22 protein-coding genes are annotated in these 21,119 nt (G+C 38.7%); 1 reads left to right on the forward strand and 21 read right to left on the reverse strand.

Annotated elements, in window-relative coordinates:
* Positions 1-138: 138 nt before the first annotated feature.
* Together LOR49_RS13285 and LOR49_RS13290 are read right to left on the reverse strand one after the other, a co-directional pair.
* On the reverse strand, positions 139-978 hold the full coding sequence (locus LOR49_RS13285) for an ATP-binding protein (protein ID WP_240377230.1): 840 nt from the start codon (positions 976-978) through the stop codon (positions 139-141).
* Positions 932-1,924, reverse strand: a complete 993-nt coding sequence (locus tag LOR49_RS13290) for a hypothetical protein (RefSeq protein WP_240377231.1) — start codon at positions 1,922-1,924, stop codon at positions 932-934. Before LOR49_RS13290 ends, LOR49_RS13285 begins: the two co-directional genes overlap by 47 nt.
* A 152-nt stretch (positions 1,925-2,076) precedes the next feature.
* Between LOR49_RS13290 and LOR49_RS13295 the strand changes: the two genes are divergently transcribed.
* Entirely contained in the window at positions 2,077-2,850 is a 774-nt protein-coding gene (locus tag LOR49_RS13295; protein WP_240377232.1) for a helix-turn-helix domain-containing protein, read from the forward strand.
* 171 nt (positions 2,851-3,021) lie between these two features.
* Here the strand turns inward: LOR49_RS13295 and LOR49_RS13300 are convergent, their stop codons facing one another.
* From LOR49_RS13300 to cpaB, 19 genes are all read right to left on the reverse strand, one after another.
* Positions 3,022-3,561, reverse strand: coding sequence for a restriction endonuclease (locus LOR49_RS13300; RefSeq protein WP_240377233.1), 540 nt, complete (start codon positions 3,559-3,561; stop codon positions 3,022-3,024).
* A gap of 2 nt (positions 3,562-3,563) precedes the next feature.
* Positions 3,564-3,893, reverse strand: a complete 330-nt coding sequence (locus tag LOR49_RS13305) for a hypothetical protein (protein WP_240377234.1) — start codon at positions 3,891-3,893, stop codon at positions 3,564-3,566.
* A gap of 118 nt (positions 3,894-4,011) precedes the next feature.
* Positions 4,012-4,638, reverse strand: a complete 627-nt coding sequence (locus tag LOR49_RS13310) for a hypothetical protein (protein ID WP_240377235.1) — start codon at positions 4,636-4,638, stop codon at positions 4,012-4,014.
* A 28-nt stretch (positions 4,639-4,666) separates the two neighbouring features.
* Entirely contained in the window at positions 4,667-5,206 is a 540-nt protein-coding gene (locus LOR49_RS13315) for a hypothetical protein (protein ID WP_240377236.1), read from the reverse strand.
* A 317-nt stretch (positions 5,207-5,523) separates the two neighbouring features.
* Positions 5,524-6,045 (reverse strand): hypothetical protein, encoded by a 522-nt coding sequence (locus LOR49_RS13320; protein ID WP_240377237.1) that lies wholly within the window; start codon positions 6,043-6,045, stop codon positions 5,524-5,526.
* 93 nt (positions 6,046-6,138) lie between these two features.
* Positions 6,139-8,115: a CAP domain-containing protein gene (locus tag LOR49_RS13325; protein ID WP_240377238.1), complete on the reverse strand. Its 1,977-nt coding sequence runs from the start codon at positions 8,113-8,115 to the stop codon at positions 6,139-6,141.
* Positions 8,116-8,256: 141 nt separating this feature from the next.
* Positions 8,257-8,604 (reverse strand): hypothetical protein, encoded by a 348-nt coding sequence (locus tag LOR49_RS13330; RefSeq protein WP_240377239.1) that lies wholly within the window; start codon positions 8,602-8,604, stop codon positions 8,257-8,259.
* Positions 8,605-8,629: 25 nt separating this feature from the next.
* The gene (locus tag LOR49_RS13335) at positions 8,630-8,824 is read right to left on the reverse strand and encodes a hypothetical protein (protein ID WP_240377240.1); all 195 of its coding nucleotides are present in this window, start codon (positions 8,822-8,824) and stop codon (positions 8,630-8,632) included.
* A gap of 292 nt (positions 8,825-9,116) precedes the next feature.
* Positions 9,117-9,596, reverse strand: a complete 480-nt coding sequence (locus LOR49_RS13340) for a hypothetical protein (RefSeq protein WP_240377241.1) — start codon at positions 9,594-9,596, stop codon at positions 9,117-9,119.
* A gap of 55 nt (positions 9,597-9,651) precedes the next feature.
* On the reverse strand, positions 9,652-10,944 hold the full coding sequence (locus LOR49_RS13345; RefSeq protein WP_240377242.1) for a ParM/StbA family protein: 1,293 nt from the start codon (positions 10,942-10,944) through the stop codon (positions 9,652-9,654).
* A 328-nt stretch (positions 10,945-11,272) separates the two neighbouring features.
* Positions 11,273-12,418: a replication-relaxation family protein gene (locus LOR49_RS13350; protein ID WP_240377243.1), complete on the reverse strand. Its 1,146-nt coding sequence runs from the start codon at positions 12,416-12,418 to the stop codon at positions 11,273-11,275.
* Positions 12,419-13,120: 702 nt separating this feature from the next.
* Positions 13,121-13,849, reverse strand: a complete 729-nt coding sequence (locus LOR49_RS13355; protein ID WP_240377244.1) for a hypothetical protein — start codon at positions 13,847-13,849, stop codon at positions 13,121-13,123.
* 23 nt (positions 13,850-13,872) lie between these two features.
* Positions 13,873-14,169 (reverse strand): hypothetical protein, encoded by a 297-nt coding sequence (locus LOR49_RS13360; protein WP_240377245.1) that lies wholly within the window; start codon positions 14,167-14,169, stop codon positions 13,873-13,875.
* Positions 14,170-14,220: 51 nt separating this feature from the next.
* Positions 14,221-14,541: a hypothetical protein gene (locus LOR49_RS13365; protein WP_240377246.1), complete on the reverse strand. Its 321-nt coding sequence runs from the start codon at positions 14,539-14,541 to the stop codon at positions 14,221-14,223.
* A gap of 88 nt (positions 14,542-14,629) precedes the next feature.
* A complete protein-coding gene (locus tag LOR49_RS13370; RefSeq protein WP_240377247.1) occupies positions 14,630-15,535 on the reverse strand; it encodes a type II secretion system F family protein in 906 nt (301 codons plus the stop codon).
* A 41-nt stretch (positions 15,536-15,576) separates the two neighbouring features.
* Complete coding sequence (locus LOR49_RS13375) at positions 15,577-16,479, reverse strand: type II secretion system F family protein (RefSeq protein WP_240377297.1); 903 nt, start codon at positions 16,477-16,479, stop codon at positions 15,577-15,579.
* Between the two features lie 112 nt (positions 16,480-16,591).
* Positions 16,592-18,208, reverse strand: coding sequence for a TadA family conjugal transfer-associated ATPase (locus LOR49_RS13380; RefSeq protein ID WP_240377248.1), 1,617 nt, complete (start codon positions 18,206-18,208; stop codon positions 16,592-16,594).
* A 72-nt stretch (positions 18,209-18,280) separates the two neighbouring features.
* On the reverse strand, positions 18,281-19,816 hold the full coding sequence (locus LOR49_RS13385; RefSeq protein ID WP_240377249.1) for a MinD/ParA family ATP-binding protein: 1,536 nt from the start codon (positions 19,814-19,816) through the stop codon (positions 18,281-18,283).
* Between the two features lie 67 nt (positions 19,817-19,883).
* Complete coding sequence (cpaB, locus tag LOR49_RS13390) at positions 19,884-21,116, reverse strand: Flp pilus assembly protein CpaB (RefSeq protein ID WP_240377250.1); 1,233 nt, start codon at positions 21,114-21,116, stop codon at positions 19,884-19,886.
* Positions 21,117-21,119 lie beyond the last annotated feature (3 nt).

A 21,119-nucleotide genomic window follows, 5' to 3' on the forward strand; every position in this document is an offset into this window, starting at 1 on the left:
CAGAAATGAACCGTTTCGGCATACACCTTCAGTAAATGTACAGATACGTTGCTATTTTTTGTTTGATAGACAGCTCTTTCTTCACTCATGAATGACATCATCCCTTCTTTTTTGGTTTCTAACTATGGTGAAGAGTTTTTATATATGTCCCTTCTTGAAATGACGACGCCGGTAGTCGGTACCATTCATAATGAGCGGAGTGGTATGCATCATCATCCGGGAAAATATCCGTCGCATTTCTAAAGTAGAGTTGAAATCTTTAGACATGAGATTAGTCGTAAAGATATTGTGCTTTCCAGCTCGATCATCCATAATTTCAAACAGTTTCTGCATTCCCCAACCGGTTATGTCCCCTTCTGCTCCTATATCATCGAAAACAACAATGTCAGCTTGAGAGATAGCGTTCAGTAGTTGAACCTCTGTATAAGCTGTTTTTTTGTCATATGAATGCCGGACTTTGGTTAATAACTTTGGTGTGGAGATAAATATGGCTGAATATCCTCTTTCCATCAAGTTTTTTGTGACACTTGCAGACAGATGGCTCTTTCCTGTACCGACCGTACCTTGGAATAGCAAGTTTTCCGGATGATTCAGGTCGAATCTTTTTACAAATGATTTAGCCTGCTCCCATGCAGATTGGAATTCTCCTGGCTCAAACGTTTCAAAGGTTGCATCTTTTAGGGAAGAATTGATCAAGCTGTTCTCTTCAAATAATTGTTGTACTCGGTTTACCTTTGCTTGTTGTTGGTTGACCTTCACTTTTGCAAGTGCTTCGCAGTCGCATGGACTGGGTTTTTCAACCCACTGTCCCTTTTTGGGGCCGAAGGGAATATACATCTTATAAACCACAACGGAACAGCCACAGCCTTCGCAAACATATTCGCTGATCGCTTCTCTTTTAAATGGTGATGAATCCTCTTTTTCTTCCTGTTTAGAATCCATAATCATACTGGTGGTTAACTGATCCAACGTCTTCATGATCGATTCCTTCATTGTGAATCTCCTCCCTTCGACGATTTTTGATTTTCATTAATCTTCTTCTCGCTTCATGAACATTTGTGTTACGCAGAATACCGGCGGTATACTCTTCTCGTTTGTCTTCATGATCGAGTACGTGTTTGTACAAGGCGTAGTGGACCACATCAAGCGGATATTTAGAGAACCGCTCGGCCAATCGAATAAGAATATTCGTAGTTACTTTGCATGTGGCACGTGTCATTCGAATGACCTCAATGTATCGAACGAGCAATCGCTTGTTAATCTCAGACACTTGATCAATATTTTGTATTATTTCGACAAAAGTTTCGGAATCCGTTGATGAGCGAACCGCTGGTAATTTCTTTTTACATATAGCTGCCACATCTTTATATGTAAGCGGTTTTTGGTATAGGTTCATTTCTTCCCCACTGTCACCTGGCGTGATTTCTTCACTTGTTTCGGTATCCATACTATCTGGCTTTATGCAAACTTCATTTACATCCTCTTTTACTTTCTCTTTTACATACCTCCTACCTTGATATTCAGGAGCCTTACTCTCCCAATGCTTTTCACTGTCGTTATCATTTACATTCCCTTTTACAATCATTTTTACATTTCCTTCGCTTTCTTGATCTACTGTATCTTCGAAAGTATAAAAGTCATTGATTGTAATACGAATGCCATGTCCTTTTTTCGCGGAGTCCACGTTTATATATCCTTGGTTTTCCAAACGTTTGATTATTCCACGTACAATCCGATATCCCCATCCCACTTCTTTAGACAAGGAATGAGCAGATACTAATATTGTTCCCTTTTCATCACTTTTTGCTGATTGGATATAAAGATAATGGTAAATCAGCTGATCTTTCACATCATCAAACGATAAACACGGCTGTACCGTGAAGTCCTTTGGATGCAAGTCTCTCCTACTCTCCTGTTTTGGCATGTTCACTACCACCTAAACGCATAATGAAACTTTTTATATCTTAAATGTTATTAAAAACATATCATAATTTTTTAGTATAATCAACATAATTGACACTAAAAAATTAAACTTTTATAATGTAATTATAAATGTGTAGCGAAGGAGACTACCTTATGGCCGTGCCTATAAAAGAAATTTACATTGATCTTTCTCCTGTTTTAGAGAGAACAGGACTAAACTTAAATAAATTGAGCGAGTTAACCAAAATACACCCGACAGTGCTATATAAACTTCAATGGTCAAGAGAAGAAGGGGAAAACAAGAGAGCTACATTGGATGTGTTAGAAAAGATTTGCACGATCACCCAGTGTCACCTTGATCAATTCATGTTTATTGAAGGGGAATCTCCTCCAATGACATATCTACCAAACTTGGACCCTAAGTCTGAAAAAATTGAAATCACCTGTAATTTGCGCTATCTCCTTGCTAAAGAAGGGATGTCTTTACGGCAGCTTTCTCAAAGAATAGACGAAACGTATAATAACCTTTGGAAACTTGCGAACCAAGAGGTAAAACGATTATCCTTTCGGACCATCGGGAAGATTCTTGCTTTTTTTGACTGTGGGATCAGTGATCTCTTCCGTTTGGATATCCGTGATGGTACGGTTTTGAAAGAAACGACTTCCCCTTACGGACAATTAGAGTACAGCATATTCATCAATTTAAGCGCTGTATTAAAAAAGAAAAACACTTCGATGTTAAAGGTTTCCCAGGGGAGCGGTGTACCTTATTCTTTGATTCGACGGATGAAAAACAATGAAGCGGTTCAGGTTGATATTGAATCGCTTGAAAAGATTTGTAATTATCTCCAAGTGCCGCCTGATGAGATTATTAAGTACCGGAGAAAAAGCCCAGGTAACTCTCAAACCCAACCACCAAGAGAGTGATTAAATCAAAGAACACAAAAAGGACTTCCCAGCCCATATTTGCTGGAAAGTCCTACTTTATCAAGTGTAGTTAAGTAACGGACAGTTAACAAGACACATTGATCCCTATGTAAATTGTAAACTCCATTATACCACCTATATATAATGTCCTTCAAATTTAGGGCATATCATTCAGCTTATTTTGGAACGGTACATCGACTTTACAAGTTGATCACGATCTATTAGTTGTACATCCGTTTTTGCTGCTAGCTTCTTTGCGGCCTTCGTGAAATAACTATTGGTTACTACCCAAGCTATGTCCGCATTGTAATAACTCTTACCCGATACGACTTCTTGGACAGCTTTAATCCCAACATACGATTTGTACCTCTTAGCTTGGACAGCAATTTTTACCTTGTCTTTATATAATAATAGATCCACTCCATAATCAGATGTCTTGGGAGTGGTCTTAACTTTATATCCTTTAGAACGGTATAATTCTGCCAGGTATTCCTCGAACGCTATACCGCTCATCTGATCTATTTCCAGTATGCCTGACTGTTTTATTCTATTTTTTCTCCATGCTGACCACACGAACGCAAGTATAATCAAAATTATAAGTGACGTGACCGACGCTAAGGCTGCGGTAGCAAAGGAATTGGTCTGGTTCAGTGTGATGACTCCAGTCACAAGCACTATAAGGCTTGCTAGGGATTCCATACTGTTTTTCATGTCTATTCTCCCCCCTTGTCGCTAATCGCTAACTCTTTATCATAGAAGAAAACTTCCTTCTTTTCTTTATCCAGCCAAATACCAACGGCATACATATACCGCGTATCTTTACTACTTGTTGGTTTGATGCAGGTTACTATACCGCACTTATTTTTATAGAGTTCGAAATAACCAAGTGTATCTGCGGCATCGTCAACCGCTCTTATTATTTTGACAACATCTCCTTTGTCTACTTTGCAACGTCGTGAGGTGCTTTCTTGGGATGGCAGGTGGTTGTCTGATGAATCAAATAAACTTAGCTGTGTTGGCATTTCTGTCCGATCACTTCCCATTAGTCCTTATTTCAGTAGTGAGCAAAGTATGTATGTTTTTTCCCTGTATTATTAAAATGCTATCACCTCCCTACTCAATCTTCTTCTTTTTTGTTGCTGTTTGTAGTGCAATCGTTCCTTAAAATACTTGTTGTGCGGTGGGTATGGTGTATTCCGTATAAAGCGGCTTCCCGTTGATCATAGCTGCCAATTCAGCATGATGGATGAAATCCAATACCTCATGCGACATCTTTAACGCTTCTTCATAGCTAATATAGGCTTGTACATTAGTATCCTTTCTCACGAGCTGAATGGCTCCTGTTTGGGTTTTCCTCCCAAGTCCTTCATCAACTGTAAAGACGTATTGACGTTTGGTGTGCTCCCCTTCGCCACTTTTTTTGTACTGGATTTTAAATACTCTTGCTCGCGGCTCCCCATTCACAATACTTCCCCCGTAAACTGTGAATCCATTGGTGAATACTCGTGGAAAGTTGTGAGAGGCAATGGCGTGTAACACGGGTTTGATCGCCGCCTTATCAACATAAGCTTTTTGATATGCAGCTTTGTTTTTCTCTGATGTATGTAATTGCGTGATGGAGAAAATAATTTTACCCTTGTACTCATTGTCATTGTTTTTTTGTACAAAGTGATTTAACGCCTGCGTTACATCCATTGCACTTCGCTTGTTTACGTGCCTGTATAATTTATGTCCTGTTATTTCTTTGTTTGTAGTATCCCGATATGCCCCTATGGTTTTCGTCATCATACTCACCCCATCCTACGTTTTGATCTTCTCAAAAACTCATTTTAGAAAAATCAGACACCGTTTTTCTAATTAAGTGTTCACCTAGTTCCTCCACATAATCAAAAAACGCCTCGATAGAGCAGGTTTTAAATTTCTGATATTCTTTTATATCATATCTCTTAAACGACTCTAGGAAGTGAACTGGGCGCTCTTTTGATTGCATGCATGCGTATATGTCCGTCTCGCAAAGGTGTAAAAAATCCAATTTTATTCCGTGTTGATAACAGAAATCAATAAGGGTTGGGAAGTCAATGTAAAGCTCTGGTATTCTTTCTATGCGTCTCTCGACAACATGAACCTTCTCCTCTGATTTTTCCAGTACCACATAATGACCGAATAAGTGCTTGTTTTCAATCTCAAAAAGTAATTCGAGTGATTGGTTATAGGCATTGTAGAAGAGATAGTGTGGGTGATTTTGCTGCAATCTGTGAAATAAAATGTCTTTTAATTTCTCGTCATCCATAACGCTCTCTCTTGCCTTTTCGATTGCCTTTTTGATGACCCCTTGAAACTTGTGATGCACATCCATTTAAGTTCCCCCTATTTAACTTAAATATAACAACATTTAAGCTTTAATATACCATTATTATAACATTTACAATCATTTATTTCAATTATTATTATATCTAAAAAGACATAAATGCAACGTGTCTAACGTAGCTTTGTTATTGCTCCCCCTATAAGGCTGTAACGATGGCATGTTGCAAGAGATTTATTTTCCGTAATCTTTTTCGGCAATTTTTTAGTGGTAACTCATGGCTGAAGCGGTTAGAGAAAAGTGAAAGAAGCTGATCCAATGGAGGTGTCCCATGTAGTTCAGCCCCTTTTTTTGTTGCATCTAAGAGTTTAGTCCTTTTCCTCTCCTTCTTGTCCTAACTTTTGAAATGTTTGCTTCAACTCTTGTAGTAGCGTGGCTTGTGTTTCTTTAATCTCCACATAACTGTTTCTTAGTTTCTGTTTATCTATTGGGCGTTTATCGTTATTAACCATTTCGACTGCATCTAATATCATTTGATGTTGGTAATTCAGCAGCGAAATAACTTTTCGATGGTATTCGTATAATCCTTCATCTACGTCATACATAATTTGATCCAGATTGGTTGCTATTTCATTGGCCCGAGGGACATACCCTTTAACTTGTCGTCCAAACTCTTTATCGGATATGTCTTCTGCATATAATTTGTCTAATGAATGATTAAAGTCGTTCAATAACTTATTTGATTCGTTAAAAGTTGTAGTCATCAACGTGGCGTATTTTTCCATAGGGTCTTCTTCAGCCGCTTTACTTTCCTCTTTTTCTCCAAATAAGCCGCAACCGCTTAAAATAATTACCGAGGCGGCTGTAATTAGTAGCAATATTTGTTTCACAATAAGATCTTCCTTTCTTCTCTTCTTTAATTTGTTTTGTATTCAAAAAGGCACTGCTCTCCTAAAAAGAGAACAATGCCTTTTGTGAGCTTTCTATTTCACTGTGAATGTTAAGTACCCTTCTTGCTTTATGGATCGTCCTGAAGTTGCTGTGATGCCTTTGGTGATCACCATTGTATACGTGCCAGGCGCAAACCCTTCTGTTGATTTTATTCCAATGCTCCTATTATTGTTATAGACGCGAACCTCCGTGTCTATCGCTTCTTTGTTTTTATCATAAATCAATACTGAGTGTTCATTTGCTGTCTTTGGATCGATTGCACCTGTAATATTAATAGTGAACTCCCAGTCATTCGGCACTTTTTGAATGGTAGGGAACTTTTTATACCCTTTGAAGGACTTCGGAAAGTCCGGTTTGCCTCCGTCTGTAACCGTCTCTTCTTCATCTATAGAGGGAGCTTCTGTTTCATCCTCATCTTGTTTCTCTTCCTCGTCTACTTCCTCTTCCTGTTCATCTGATGGCGACCCTTCTTCTTCGACATCTTCTTCAGCATCTGGCGTTCCCTCTTCTTCCGGTTCTTCTGGTGCCGGTACTTCTTCATCTACTGGTGGCTCATTCTCTTCTTCCGGTGTCCCGTTATCAGTATCCTTATCTTCAGTTGGATCCTCTGGATTATTTGTATCCTCTTCTGTTTTGTCATCAGGTTGTGGTGGGTTATTCTCTGCTTGGAAAACGACACTGCGCTCTCCGGCGTCGTTTTCCACTACGTCAAAGAACAATTCTTCTTTTCCGTCCATATACTCGGTAGTAAACACAGCCCTGTATTTACCTGTTTCTGGCGTCTTCGGTGTATAGTGGTACTTCTTCCCATTTCTAACACGATAACTATGATACGTACCCGTGTGTCCTTCTTTATAGATATCAACAGCGTATTCATCTACATGCCCTACGTTTGTATTAAATTGAAACTGCTTTCCTTTGATCCCAATGTCTTTCAATTGTGGAGAGGATGCTGTGGTAAATGACCATTCTTTCTGGAATGATTCACCCTCTCCTGAGAATGCTGGTTTTTCCTCTAACATATCAACTGTCACGGTATACGTGCTACTTGGCTTCAATGGCTGAACAGGTATAAGGATTAAATGATTTAAACGTCCTGTTCCGCTTAATTCTTTTTTGCTGTCTATCGTGTATGTCTCTACTTCCTTACCATCTTCATCACGAAGCGTTGCTTTATTGGTCACTAACCGCTCAACGCCTCCCCAACGCTTCTGAACGGTTATAGGATAACCAACATACGTGTTTTCTTTCCCAACAGTTTGAAGTGGGTTTGGTTCCTCGGCTCCGTCCCACCCAATTGGTACTTCTGTTTGGCCGGGATAGGGATATACAATTGGTTCTGAAACAGATGGTGTTTCCAGTGAGCGATTACGGCCTAAGTGAGCTACGGTCGTTCTGTATGTATTCCCTATTTTAAGTTTCTCACCGACTCCAATGCTATTTAAGTGAGGTGACAGCATACTCATACGGTGATAGGGAGCTGCCATAAGTACATCAAATCCATGTGTTGAATTGATACTACCTGGCGCTATTACTTCCGTAGTGTCCATTGATCCTTTATTTTCAAAGCCAAAATACTTCATACGATCCCACGGATTTGCGCCTACATAAAAATCAGATTCCTTTTCGGAATGCGTATGTGCGTTGTTGATGTCCAACGATATATTATTACCATGATAATGCTCAAACCAGTAATTTGCTGTTGCTCTTGCGGAAAACAGTAAACGTTCGTCATGATGAAGTTCACTCAAACCTAACGCTTCTCGAACTATATTTAATTCTTCTTTGAAGCGATTTGATTCCTCAATGTACCAATCTAACGAGGTATTTGTACCCGTGAAAGGGTTGACTTTTCCACTTTCATTTAATTGATCCTCTATCGCCTCGATTTTTTCCGGCAACTGTTCTTCTTTATTCTCTTGTGCTAATACTGCATGAATGTCACCACTAGATAGCGCTATGGTAGTAAATAACAAAGCAGCAGTCAGCTTCCCACTTCTCTTCTTCATAGACTCACCTTCTTATATTGTTTTATATCTAAAATACTGTAATTTAATTATATAACTTTTTAGTGGTAATTACAATATAAGAATCAACTTATTTATCTTTTTATCGGTAAGTAAAATAATTTTTCAAGCAAATACTCAATTCTAAACAGAACTAGGAGGAATGACCCCGGTTTTTTGTTTGATTACATTAAGACAAAGCGCCATCCAAACCCACACTTTCTCTTCGTCAGTAAAATAAAAAGGTGTTATTCCTACATTTCCTTTGCGTCTAACTGTTGCTTCATCAAATGAAAATTCCAAATCCCCAGCTAGCGGCGTAACACCACTTAACACAAAATTGTATCCATCTAGCTGAAACTCTACCGAGAGTGATTCCTTGTCTTTTGAGATCATTGAATGCACATTTAAAAAGAACACTCGTTCCATAAACTGCATCATGGACGGTGTTCGTTTCAACCAAACATTTTTCATGTTAATGGTTTCTTTCATCCCATTCCCCTTTCTTATTATTTGTTTATTTTCCTCTTGTCGCTTTAGCCCTGATCGTTTTTTCTGCTGCTATCTCTGTTTCAGTTATGTCTAAATTTAAATTATCCGCTAAATTTTTCATGTGTTTTTTGTAAAACCTAGCAAGGTTAACATCACGGTCCAACATCATTTCTAAGCCATCCATCAAGTACTCTTTTGTCTTTCCTGTTGACGCATACATAACTACAACTCCTTGTTTTCCTAATTTTTTTATTATATAGAAAAAATGACTTACTACACATGTTTTTTATTGCCTATCATCCTAAAGATATACTGTCTATTGTCTAATACTATAAACAAGGGGGTAATTATTTTATTCGTTTTCCAATGGAACATTTGTTTTTTATATTATAATATTGCTATTTTCATAAGTCAAAAGAACCTTTAAATTTAATCAATAATTAAAATAAAAAAATAACCTCCACTTGTATGGACCAAACTTCTCATACAAGCGGAGGTTATTTACTGTCTATTTATACATTTTCTTGTCGATTTAGCTTTCTTTGCGCCCTCTCTATTGCAGATAACTTAATTTCCTTGTTACTTTTTTCATTCTCTTTGGTAATATAATCATTTGTACGAAAATTTTCTGATTCCTGAGTTGGTGCTTCTTGCTCACCTGTTCTCGATGGTGGGGTCGCTGGTTCTGCAAAATGTGTTTGCTGCCAAAACGCGAATTTAACAATACCATCGATGTAATCTCTACCTTGTTCTGAACGGAGATATTGAATTTGTTCTTGCGACAAGCCGTCATGGCGGATCGTGATCGTGCTGGAATCAGGTTGACGCATGGAAAGTGCCCAGCGCAAGAGGTGTTCCGTTAAACTATTTCTGCTCCATCCAGGTTCCTGTTTCAATATGCGATTGAAGTGATCGACCCAATCCGCTTTTCGGGAAGGGGTGAATGTTCGGCCAACCCCTTTTCCATACCCTTTTTCATTTCCTGGCTTCATTGATCCTTTTGCCCCCCTTCTTTCGCATGGTGGTAATTGGCTTATCTATTTACCGTCATGCAGAAGGTTGTGTTTGATTAATTATGGTGTTCATAAAGTTTGCAATCAAGTAACCTCTTGATGTAAAGAAAGGAGCATCTTCAATGTTATCAGGGAAAACGACCCAATCCTCTCCATAAGCTTCTCTGAACTGCTGCTGTACGTCTTTAAATACTGGATAGCCAAATAACACTCCGCCACCTACTAGAACTAAATCCTTCACACCAGAGTTGTTCCACGCTTTACTAAGCGCTGCTTTATGTTCATCTGCATATAATCGCAGCTCTGACATCACGATATCTGTGACATCCACTTTTTTCTTTTTCATTAATCGCACTTCAAATAGTGGTCTTTCCTCGTTTCCATTAATGAATGCCAAAATACCAGGTTCTACCACCTCATTCATGAAATCTTCTCTTGATTGATAGGCTTTCTCTTCTTCACCCAAGCCAATGAGCCTCTTTAATTTCTCGTACTCTGGGAGCTTGTTAACTGCTTCAATCATGCGATCGATGTAAGGATTTGTACCCTCTATGTTCAAACTTTGGGATAATGTACCGTCAATGCCATCCTCTGTAAAGATAATGATGTCACTTGTACCTGCTCCTAAATCACCTAATGCATAGGTATCGTCTAAACGTTCTTCTAGTGACGTTTCCGTCAATACCCCGTTTTGGATATCAAAATTCAAGGATAAGTCAGTGATAGCCCCTTCGCCGTACATTTTTCCTTTTTCAATGATCACCGTTACTTCCGTGCCTTCCATCGGACCATCTATGAACTTCACCACATGTGTACCTTTTACACTTTCCAAAGCCTTCTCTGGACCTAATTCCTTCATTTCGCTGACAGGGAGGCCACCAGCATACGGTATACGTACAGTTGTCTTGTTCGTTTTCCCCGCCATTACTGCTAATCCAGCTAATGTAGTGATTATATGAAGTTCATTCGAAAACTTTGTTTTGGCGGTGCTCCTTTCCTTTCCTACCTCGACGTGATAACTAGGCTCCTCTTTCCCTTCTTTGTTTCTTGCGAAGTGCCCTACATACACGTACCGTTCTTCAAGTGCTGCAATGGAGTCGGATGATATTTTCAAATGTAAATGATTCTCCAGAATACTAGAATTCGTCGCACCCTCTAAGGATGATTTTTTATTATTAGCAGGAGCCACTACCGTTGGAATTGCAAACGATTTTATGTTGCCATGTTCGTCTAAGTAACTAAACTTAGCACTTTTATTCCCTTGGTCAACCCCCGCAATTAATGTATCTTGCTCATATAATTCTTTTACTTTCTCCAAGTTATCCATTCTATTCCTCCATCCTCAATTACAATATTGAACTAGTTTAACAATTAAATGGTAATGCAATAATACCACAAATAAACTAGTTTATCCATTTATTTGATGTCAACTAGTTGATCAACTGAGGGTGGGGGTGTGGCTTTCAACTTTTCCCTTCTGAAAAACAAGAAAGGCCGCACCACTAAGGTATTCTGTTTTTTCTACGCCGCATTTGTCTATTTTTCTTTTCAATAGTTAACTAGTTTACCAATTTATTTAACAACAACTAGTTGATCAACTAGTTGTGGCGGAGGCGTCACTTTTCGCCTTTTTGCTTTTGAGTTACGGGAGGGGATCAATTAAGACCTTCCTCATCTTTCATCGTTATTTTCTTATTTTCTTGCAGTTCTCGCAGCTCTCTTAGCCGCTTCTCGGGGGCGCGGAAGTCTCTTTCCGTTATCCGTTTCTTGTAGGTAGGATAAAATGGATGAAAGGAAAGATCATTTACTGTGATCCCTATTAGCTTAATCTTTTCAGGGTCAACGTTTTTCCCAAATTCGTCTAGTTTTTCCTTCCAGCATACAAGTAAAACTCGCTTCTGGTGTCTTTCGTAACCGTTAGATTGGTAGCGTAAGACTTGCCCAAACTTCATATAGTCATTTAACAACAAATCCGCAACGTAAAATGTTTCTTTGTCCAGAGTAACCTCATAATCTGCAAAGTCATTCTCCATGTCTTTTCCTTCTTTAATTAGATAAGGAGTAGTTTGAAACGTTTTTTCTAAGTACGGTACCAACGGAGGCGTATCTATCAAAAAACCTAATCGTAACGGCAAATACAAGTAGGAAAACATTAGTAGTTCCAGCTTTCCATTTACCATTCTTTCATATCGGAATCGCTCAAATGAGGATTGCCCTTTAAAAAATAGTATATAGCGGCTTAATTTTTTCTCCGCTTCTATTTCTCTCTGTATCCGTTTTAATGTGCGATCGTGGCTTTCGTCATTAATGAGGTATACATGATACTCCTTGCCCAAAAAACGTATTCCTGCTGCCACATAGTCGGTCCTACGCATTTGATGGCGCTCTTTCCACTCACGTTTCTCATATATATCAGCACCCAAACCTTTAAGTTGCACATATATCTCGTTATCATCCAAAATATCATCAATACGTTTCCAATCAGGAGTATTATATTCCCAACGACGTGAAGTCTCTATGATCCCCCTCCCCATTAAATCCTTTATCCCGTATTCTGATAAGTAATACGTTGTTTCTGCTTTTTTCCCCCCACGTACTACAGGTTTTGCAAGAACCATCCCTTTTTTCTTCAATTGATGCATTTTCACGTATAAATAATTTTCTCGTCCTTGAAAATGTAGCGTTCTTATCTGTTGAGCCGATAACGTCTTGTGGCGACATATATCCTTTAACAATTGATCCTCATCTATCGTTCTTGGTCTACCACGCCCTCGTTTTCGAGAAGCTACCGATTTAGTCATCAATGATCACGTCCTTTTCATATGCCAGGCTGTTGCGTCCGGGAGACAAATAGACTCCCGGACGCAACAACCATATTTCCAGTAAATACGAATAATATTATTGAATATAACCATATTCATTCGTACCGTTAAACTGATTTTTTTCTTGTTATTTCTTCCATTATATGTTTGTTTTCTTTTTTTCACATCTATGACATGCTTGTCATCCCATCTGTTTCTGATTCATTTTTATCTTTTTGTTTACGTATTTTCCAGATCATTTTTTCCCTTTTCAACAGAAATCTGACTCTTAACTTTTTATCTCTCTCTCTTCAAAAACCTCTTCTTCGATGGTGCCATTTCTTCGTGTTTTCACTCCATTTTTCCGAAAGGCTTAAACCAGTGTCTGTTAGTCGTGCTTCCCAGAAGCACATCCTAACTTTCTTTTTTGCTCCCTTTCGGAGTTTTTAGTGAGAAATGCTGTTACACCAATGTTTTATGCTTTATATTTTTATAAGAACAATATCATTTTACGTCTCTATCGTGATTTTTTTAATCAAACCTTGATATGTCAGCTTTACCGTTCACTTTTTAACTAAGAACAATGCTGTTATTAATTAGTTAAGATCATGATATGCAAAAAAACGACATTGTTCTTAGATAAATAAAGACATTGTTCTTAGTTTATTTACCACGCATAAAGACTATATTGTTCTTAGTTTATTATAGGTCCAATTTCTGGAGAAATTCTTTTGCTGAATTTTTTGGAACAACATAAATAACCGTCTTATCTTCTACCTTTCTCCTAACACTTTTTTCAAACAACATTACATTGTTGATGTCATCATCTTTAATAATCCCCCCTCGTATAAGAGAGTCTAAAAGAAAAGAACGGAACCTGTTGTCAATATCAAATTGAAGGTTATTTGGAATGTTCTGCTGGATGTATATTAATGAGTTTTCCATTGGAACGTTCGGTTTTACGTTCAAAAATGATTCTGTCATCCTTGGGATATAGTAATCACGTAATGTTTGATATTCCGGAAGAGTGAACACTTTTTTCATGCGAGGCAACAAATGATTTGCCTGAACAACAAGACACCCTTCCTCCCACTTTGCTTCGCATTTAAAAGGCGGTGAATCTAATTTATTTAATTTATCGTTTTTAAAATTATCACCGTGATGTTGTTTGTCATTATCAATCCACTTCATTACCTTTTCGTACCGTTCATGCAAATATATTTGCAAAACAGCATTTCGACTCATTTGGTGATTCAAAAAAGACAATTCTTCATCTAATTCTCTCCTTGTATAAAAAGCAGTAATGTCGTTAGGCATCGATGAACCAAAATAACCTGGCAAACTATCTTCCCAAAATATTCCGTATTTTTCTTTTAACTCTTTTATCTCTTCTTCGGTTAAACGCTCCGTATAATCGATGTACTCACTCATGTGCTTTACTCCTTTTCTTTGAATTATTCATTGTCTAATTGCTTTGCCAAACGGCGAAACGAAATCATTGACTCAGGAATTGGTTTTACAGAGGCGGACACCGTTAGACCTTCAGGATCTCCTTGAACAGATACATAACCGTGGCTGCTGGATAAAACCTTATCTATAAGTACCTGCACATCTTTTTTGCTATCTTTCAATTGGTACCGTCGCTTGACTGTCAGCATTGTGATTTTGTGATCCTTTTCGATAAAAGAAACTTCTCCTTTCCACAGAGAAGCTAATTTCTCTATGTCTTTTTCTAAGAAACCTTTCTCCATTGTCAATATCTCCTTACATATATGGTTTATTAACGACAAAAGAGGACCAACCTAACAGTGGCCCTCTTGAATGAGATTTTTATTTTTCAGAAAGTCGTGTAAACTATCCTTGGTAATTCGTAAATAAGCGGTGGTGATTTGACGGTTAGTATCCAGCACCATGTCGATGTGATGAGGATACATGGACTTAATACTCTTTTTTAATCGCTGTGATTCTCTAAAGTTTGTGCAAGGATAATCTAAGATAAGTGTGACAGAGGTTATTTGGTCATTATGTTTTGTCATCTTATAACTGCCATTCCACCCATCTATAACGTTTTTAATTTCCGAAGTGGTTATGTGTTTTTTAAGCTGCTGCTTGTTTGTTTTCAATAGTAGACCACCTTTCTCCATTCTAAAAACACCGTATAGCTACTAAGATGATCGCCGCACGCTGATATTCATTTTCTTGTTTTTGAAATTAAAAGACCATAAACATAGTAACCATAAGCACTACTACCATATAAATTGAAATGACTAATACCCCTGCATATGTGGGTACTCTTGCTTGCGCTTTCTTATCTTCTATTTTTTTGTTTGTCATTTCATCATCCATGTCGTTCAAGGTTTCTCGCAGACGAATATTGATTTCCTGGTTATTGCTATCCCCTTTTTGCATAGCCAAAATAATATTATTCACGAACCGTTCGACATATGGAAACTTAACGAGTCGTTCCGAAAATCGCCGGAGAGCTTCTTCTGGTGTTCGCGTTAACATTTCATTTTTCAATTCTGTTAAATACAAACCGAGGGCTGGTGTGCGTTTTTCCGTCCTTTCAATGGAGTTAATAATGGCATCATAAGGCGTTTTGTTTCCTGCACTGATCAACATATAAATTGTTGTGAATCTTGTCATATCCTCCAACATTTGTTGATCGTTCTTTTTTACCTTAGCACGAAGCCCCCTAATAGGCGTTCTATACATGTAGAAGCCAGCCACTAATCCAAACAGAAATACGTAAACCTGATAATCACCAACAAAAAACGATAATACTGTGAATATAAGAGGATACAAGATGGCGTTAAAGAGTTGGCCTATTTGTATGTCTTCTGGTGTTGTGTCATGTTCACCCGCTTCTTCAATCAACTTTAACAAGCGATCATGATACTCATCGTTTGTTGGTCGCCAAGCCTCCACTTTCTGATAAATTGGATACGTAATTTGGTGAATAAGGGAGCGGTGAATGATATTACGTTCCACTTCTTCTATATTCTCTGCTCGTATAAAATCATCGCTTGCATACGATGCCTTTTTGGGAATCATGATTCGGACAATAGCCCAAAAAACTAAAAAACCAACGATGATGGCATATATTTTAAGATCCACCGATGCAACCTCCTTCTGCCCAAAATAGGACTTGTTTCAAATTAGATAATATTTCTTGGTTTTAATTTCTTCATGTAAGACCAGGTGACCCAGCCAGATATCGTGACACAAATTAAATCAATAGCTAAGTGAAACGGAGTCCCCGCAAAAGGAATAATACGTTCATCCAGCATGAAGCGGAAGGAGAGCACCATAATGACAACTAGCCAAAACATCCACTTCATTTCCGTCATACTAGACGCTATTTCTTGAATTAAACGAGTACGGTGTTTCTGACGACGTCGTAACGTATCCGAAGAGTCACGAATAATATCGCCTGCTTTTTCTTCGGTTTCTTCCGCTACTTCAAGGATCATATGAAAGTATTCCAATTCTGACAGGTTCAACTTTTCTGGAATGTGTTCTACGGCTTGTTTTATTGGTATGTTCGCTCTTTCGATTTTTTCGATAGCTTTTTCATACTCTTCTTTAATTGGAGACTGCATATAAGCCGTGGCCTTCTTCAACGCTTCAAATGTCGGGATGTCTGATTGCATTTGTTGCTCGACCGCGTTAATAGCTTGTTCTGCTCGAAGGGGAAGCTCTCGATCAAACGCATCTTCTTTCTTCTTTAACTGGTAATAAGGAAAAAAGAGACCAGCAGCTATTCCTGCGAGAATGAGGGAAGGCATTTCCAAAATAAAAGCAACGATGGAACTTCCCACCGTTGCTGCGATAAAAATATTTTGTTGATACAATTGTTTTACCTGCCAATTGACTCGTTTCGCTCTGCTATGAAAGCTCTCATTTTCTTTTTGTCTCTTTTTCTTTTCTTTTTTATTAACGCTCGGGCTGTCCTCTTCGTTCTGTGCCATAACAACAGACAAGGGTTTCCTTTGTATTCGCTTAACTATTTCATATAGGACAAAGATCAGAAAGGCTCCCGCCATTATAAAATAAACCATTGAATTCACTTCATCTCACCTTCCTTTTCCTTTCAGTGTTTTACACTCGTCATGTGTGACATTGATCATAATTTGTGAGCTGCGTGGTGAGTATCATATGAAAATACTCCGGTTACGGCTGAAAAAGTTGGTTCTCCATGTCCCCGCCATAGTAGTTGTCAATAATATTGTCAAATGACGTTTCTGGTAGAAGTTCAGGTTCTTGCATGAAGTTTTCAATAACCTCAATTGGTGCCCCTTCATGTATTAAGTGTTCTGCCGACTCTCTTGAAAGCTTTCCCGTGCGGTAGTGTCGACCTTGAAAAGTACCATCAGCATTTTTCCCCTCTACTACAAACTTAAAAATAGTATTGAATATAGGGCGACCCTGCTTATAATCCACTAGCTCAATCACTTCTTTGACACGTCTCACTTTATCCTCATAAAGTTTCTGGAAGATAATTATATCAATGGACTCCGCGATCCAACTCCCAATACTATCTGCGTCCATTTTTGAACCGTGTTCTAGCACCATGTTTTTTAATCGTTGAACGGAGCGTGCTGCAGAACGAGAGTGTAACGTACACCATACGCGGTGTCCTGTGTTTGCACCGTTTAGCATGTCATACGCTGCTTTATCACGAACTTCCCCGTATATCATATAATCAGGCTTCTGACGGAGGGCATTGGTGGTGAGTCGAGACAAATCGAAGTTTTTTTCTTGATCTCGGTCAAATTTGCACTCTTCGGTGATAATATGCTTCTCTGGGTACTTATGGCGCAGACGCATTTCTTCCGTGTCTTCCATTAGTAAAATACGATGATCCTCTGAGATGGCTTCCAAACTTGCCGTTAAAAGCGTAGTTTTTCCCGAACCAGTAGGACCTACCATTAGCCCATTAAGCCCGTATTGGATAGACATCTCGATAAACTGCCATAAATCCTGGTTCATGGAGCCGCCGTCTATTAAATGACGGGCTTGTAATGTGTCTTTCGGAAATAAGCGGAAAGATATATATGGACCGCCGCCCCCTGTGGCAATTGGCCCTCTTACAAGGTTTACACGACCGTCAGGGTACCGGACATTGGCTACCGGCTTCGCATCCCCCCATTGTTGTTGACCATTCCTTGCGATTTTTTGAGCAATCTTATAAGCATGCTCTTGATCCCGAAATTGTAAATGTGGTTCTTCTACTTTATATTTTTTTCCACTAGCTTCATAAAATATGTCCACGTTCCTCGTGACCGGATTCTCACCGTTAATCCATATTTCATTGATTGCACCTTGCCCTTGGCGGATGATCTCGTCAATCGGACCTAAACCAGCAATTTCATCGACTAACATTTTCGTTAACTCTTTTTCATCATTGAACCCCGATATAATGACTTTTCGATCCAATATATACTTTTCTATGATCGGATACAGACGGTTTCTCACTGTTAAATCAAACATAGATCCTTGCAAATCCGCAGAATGATGTTCAGTTAGATGATCAGCAATCCTTTCTGTTAGTTTTTCTAATTGATTTTTTCGGTTTTGTTGTTCATACTCCTTTTCATGTTCTGGGATTAACTGTTGCTTTTGCTCCTCTTTTACTTGTTGCTGTCTGTAGGCTACCTCTTGAAGTCCTTTCCTTTTCTTCGATCTTTCATGACGTTGTAGCGCTAACTCTTTTCGTTCTTCTAGTGTCATTTTGGTGGTATGACTCATTTTTACCGACGGTAAATCAAACCCGTCTATGCTAAGCATACGGGTACCGCCGTTCACCCCTTCCTACTTATTTAATTCTCTTTATAATTAAGTTCCCCTCGCCGCTGCCTGCTATCGACCAAACAAAGCCAGCTTTTTCTTCCCTTCTCTTTTTTTGGTTTTTTCTAGTCCGTAACGCGTCACAAACGTTTCAATGGCATCCATATAAGCTTCTCCCCCATTAAACCGAAGATCCAGTTGCTGATAAAAAAGATCAGGGTCGTAGGGTAGCTCAAGTACAGGAGATGTTTCATAAAAGCTCGCTATATGTTCTGCAGATTCTCTGTCCCTATATTTATTAATAATTAATTCAAAATCCTCTTTTTCAAAATCAATGTTCTCTAAGGCTTTCATAGAGTTTTTGTACACGCCGGAAGTTGCATAGCTCTCATCGACTATCGCAAAACGTTCGTCGGCATATAAAAAAGAAAGAGTAGTAAATAAGTTGTCTGGACTTGATGGGACGTCGACTAGGATATGCTGAAAACCCTCTTGTTTGGCTTGGTAAAACAATAGATCAATAACTCTATCATTGTTTATCTCAGGCTCATCTTTGTAACCGATCATGGAATCCCTGCTTAGCACGTACAAATTAGACGGAAGGTAACGCAAGCTGCTTTTCGCTTCTTTAAATCGGAATGATAGATTATCCATTGCCAATTCACTATTGACTATGTTATCTCGAAGCGCATATTCTTTTTCGGTTTCTAATGCAGATATAGCTCGGTATAGATCCCTCTCTGTGTGTGTTAATGACGTAGTTCGGGCTAATTTCGCAAGTTCCGTGTCTAATTCAATAATTAATACTTTTCTAGAACGCAGTGCGAGGGTGTATCCGAGTGCTTTTGTTAACGTATTTACTCCAACATTCGGTATCGGTGACCAAAACACACTTACAAGCGGACGATTCAGGGAATTGTCCTTCCCTTTTAGCTCTAATGAAAGTGTCTCCTGTCCTGGAAGTTCAGAGATTTCATACTTTGGAGCCTTATCAAAAGTAATTGAATCAGCGCGATCATTTGAATTATTCTCTCCATCATGTTGATAATCGCTTTCTTTTTCAGGAACCAATACTCGCCTCGTTGATTTTTGTATACCTTCATATGAAGGGGTTTCTCGTTCACTTTCGATAACAGAGGTTTCTTGTTGGGGCCTGGATACTTTGTGAATGTATTCTTCTTGCGGACTCCCATACGTCACTTCGTTATAATCAAAGAGATAAAAGAGCTCTTTTTCGTTTTGTGGCGGTTCCAGTAAATGCTCTAGCTTATCAATAGGAATGATTTGATAAAATCCTATATGGCACAACTGCTTCACTAGGAGATTTTCTAAGGATTGTTCCGTCACCAAACGAATTGTGAGTTTCCCTTGCCATGTTGTAATAAACTCTTTAAGCCTTACTTCTTTTGCTAGCTCACTCCCCTTCCCTTTTACATCAAACCCTTCATGAATGATCACTTGGTGGTTCTGGCCATCTTGAAGTATCACTTCTACATCTTCCAAATAATCACATAGCTGAAAAGAGACAGCTTCATTCTGTTGGCGCAACTGCGCCATGATTTTGTTATTCACTTTCATATCTGATGATAAAATGATGAAATGTTCCATAGTTTAACTTCCTTTCTTTCCAATAAAATTTCCCCGCCTCTCTTCTGAGAAGCGGGGTGGAGTAAAATTAGTCTTCTTCCTCTAACTTTTTAATTTCCTTAAAATACTGATCCAGTTCGGCCTCGCTCATTTCTTGCAACACATATTTACTTCTTTCAAATCTCTCCCGATTTTCAAAATATCTTAGTTCATTTAGTTCCTCATCATACACAACAATCTCCCTGTCTGGAGTAACATAGTACCCTTTCTCGGTAAACTGGCTGTCTAGTGTGTGCGACATAGCGTCAATGAACAGTTTAACCTTATTGCCATCAAAGACCTCTCCATGCCCTTTAAGGGGTTCCTTCTCTAGTTGTTTTATCATTTCCTCTAGCAACTTCTTCTGACGCTTGGCTTCTTTCTTATCTTTTGTGTTTTTTTCGATTGTCTTTATCATGGCCTTTACATCTTTTATTTTTTCACTATTTGTTTGTTCTTCTTTGTCTTTCTCTCCTTTACTATCTTTCTCTTCCTTTGTGATTTTATCTATTTCTTCTTTTCCTTCTGTAATCGTTCCTTCTTCATCTAATTCATCTTCGTTCTCCTCACTAATCGCTAATATGTTAATATCGCCAAGTTGCTGTGCACGTAGCAAATAACTGGCCTGTTCATCGGTTGCTTCAAATACTACGATTGTCGGTACACGTCCTGTGTTTCTTTTTTCTTTCTTTTCTTCCTCTGTCATTTCTTCATACACCGGTCCGCTCACATCTTCCCCTTTGGAATCTCGCACGGCAAGGACTTTTATGCGTTCTTCCAACACACCTTCAAAGGCTTTTCCGCTAGGAGTTTGTTTGGTGAAAAACCGAACCTGCACGTCTATTCCATCAGTCAATGAGTTAGCCACAGACTTTTCTAAATCCACTCTCATCGTTAATCCTAATTCCCCCTCATCCAACATCATTCCAATACGAGAAGGAATGTCTTTTAATTCCGCTACCGATTCCTTTAAAAACATGGAATTAGTCGGTAACGCACTTTTCGTGTTAATAACTTTCCCTAACAAATCATCTGGCTTGGTAATTGCATTCGGCGGTACACTAGAGGCAGGTAATTCCTTCACTAAAATGTCCTCTTTTGTTATCACATCATGCTCTTCTAGGTTTTTAGCAGCAAGCGGCACCTGTACGGGTTTGATGATTTCCTCCGCTTTTTTAGCTGAACCGGTATAAAAGAAGAAGGCGACCAATCCCGCGATAATGATTGGTATTAATATTGATGGTTTTTTTCTCCGTTTGACAACTGAACGTTTTTTACTCATGAA

This window comes from Bacillus piscicola, from assembly GCF_022458745.1.
GTDB lineage: Bacteria > Bacillota > Bacilli > Bacillales > Marinococcaceae > Alteribacillus_A > Alteribacillus_A piscicola.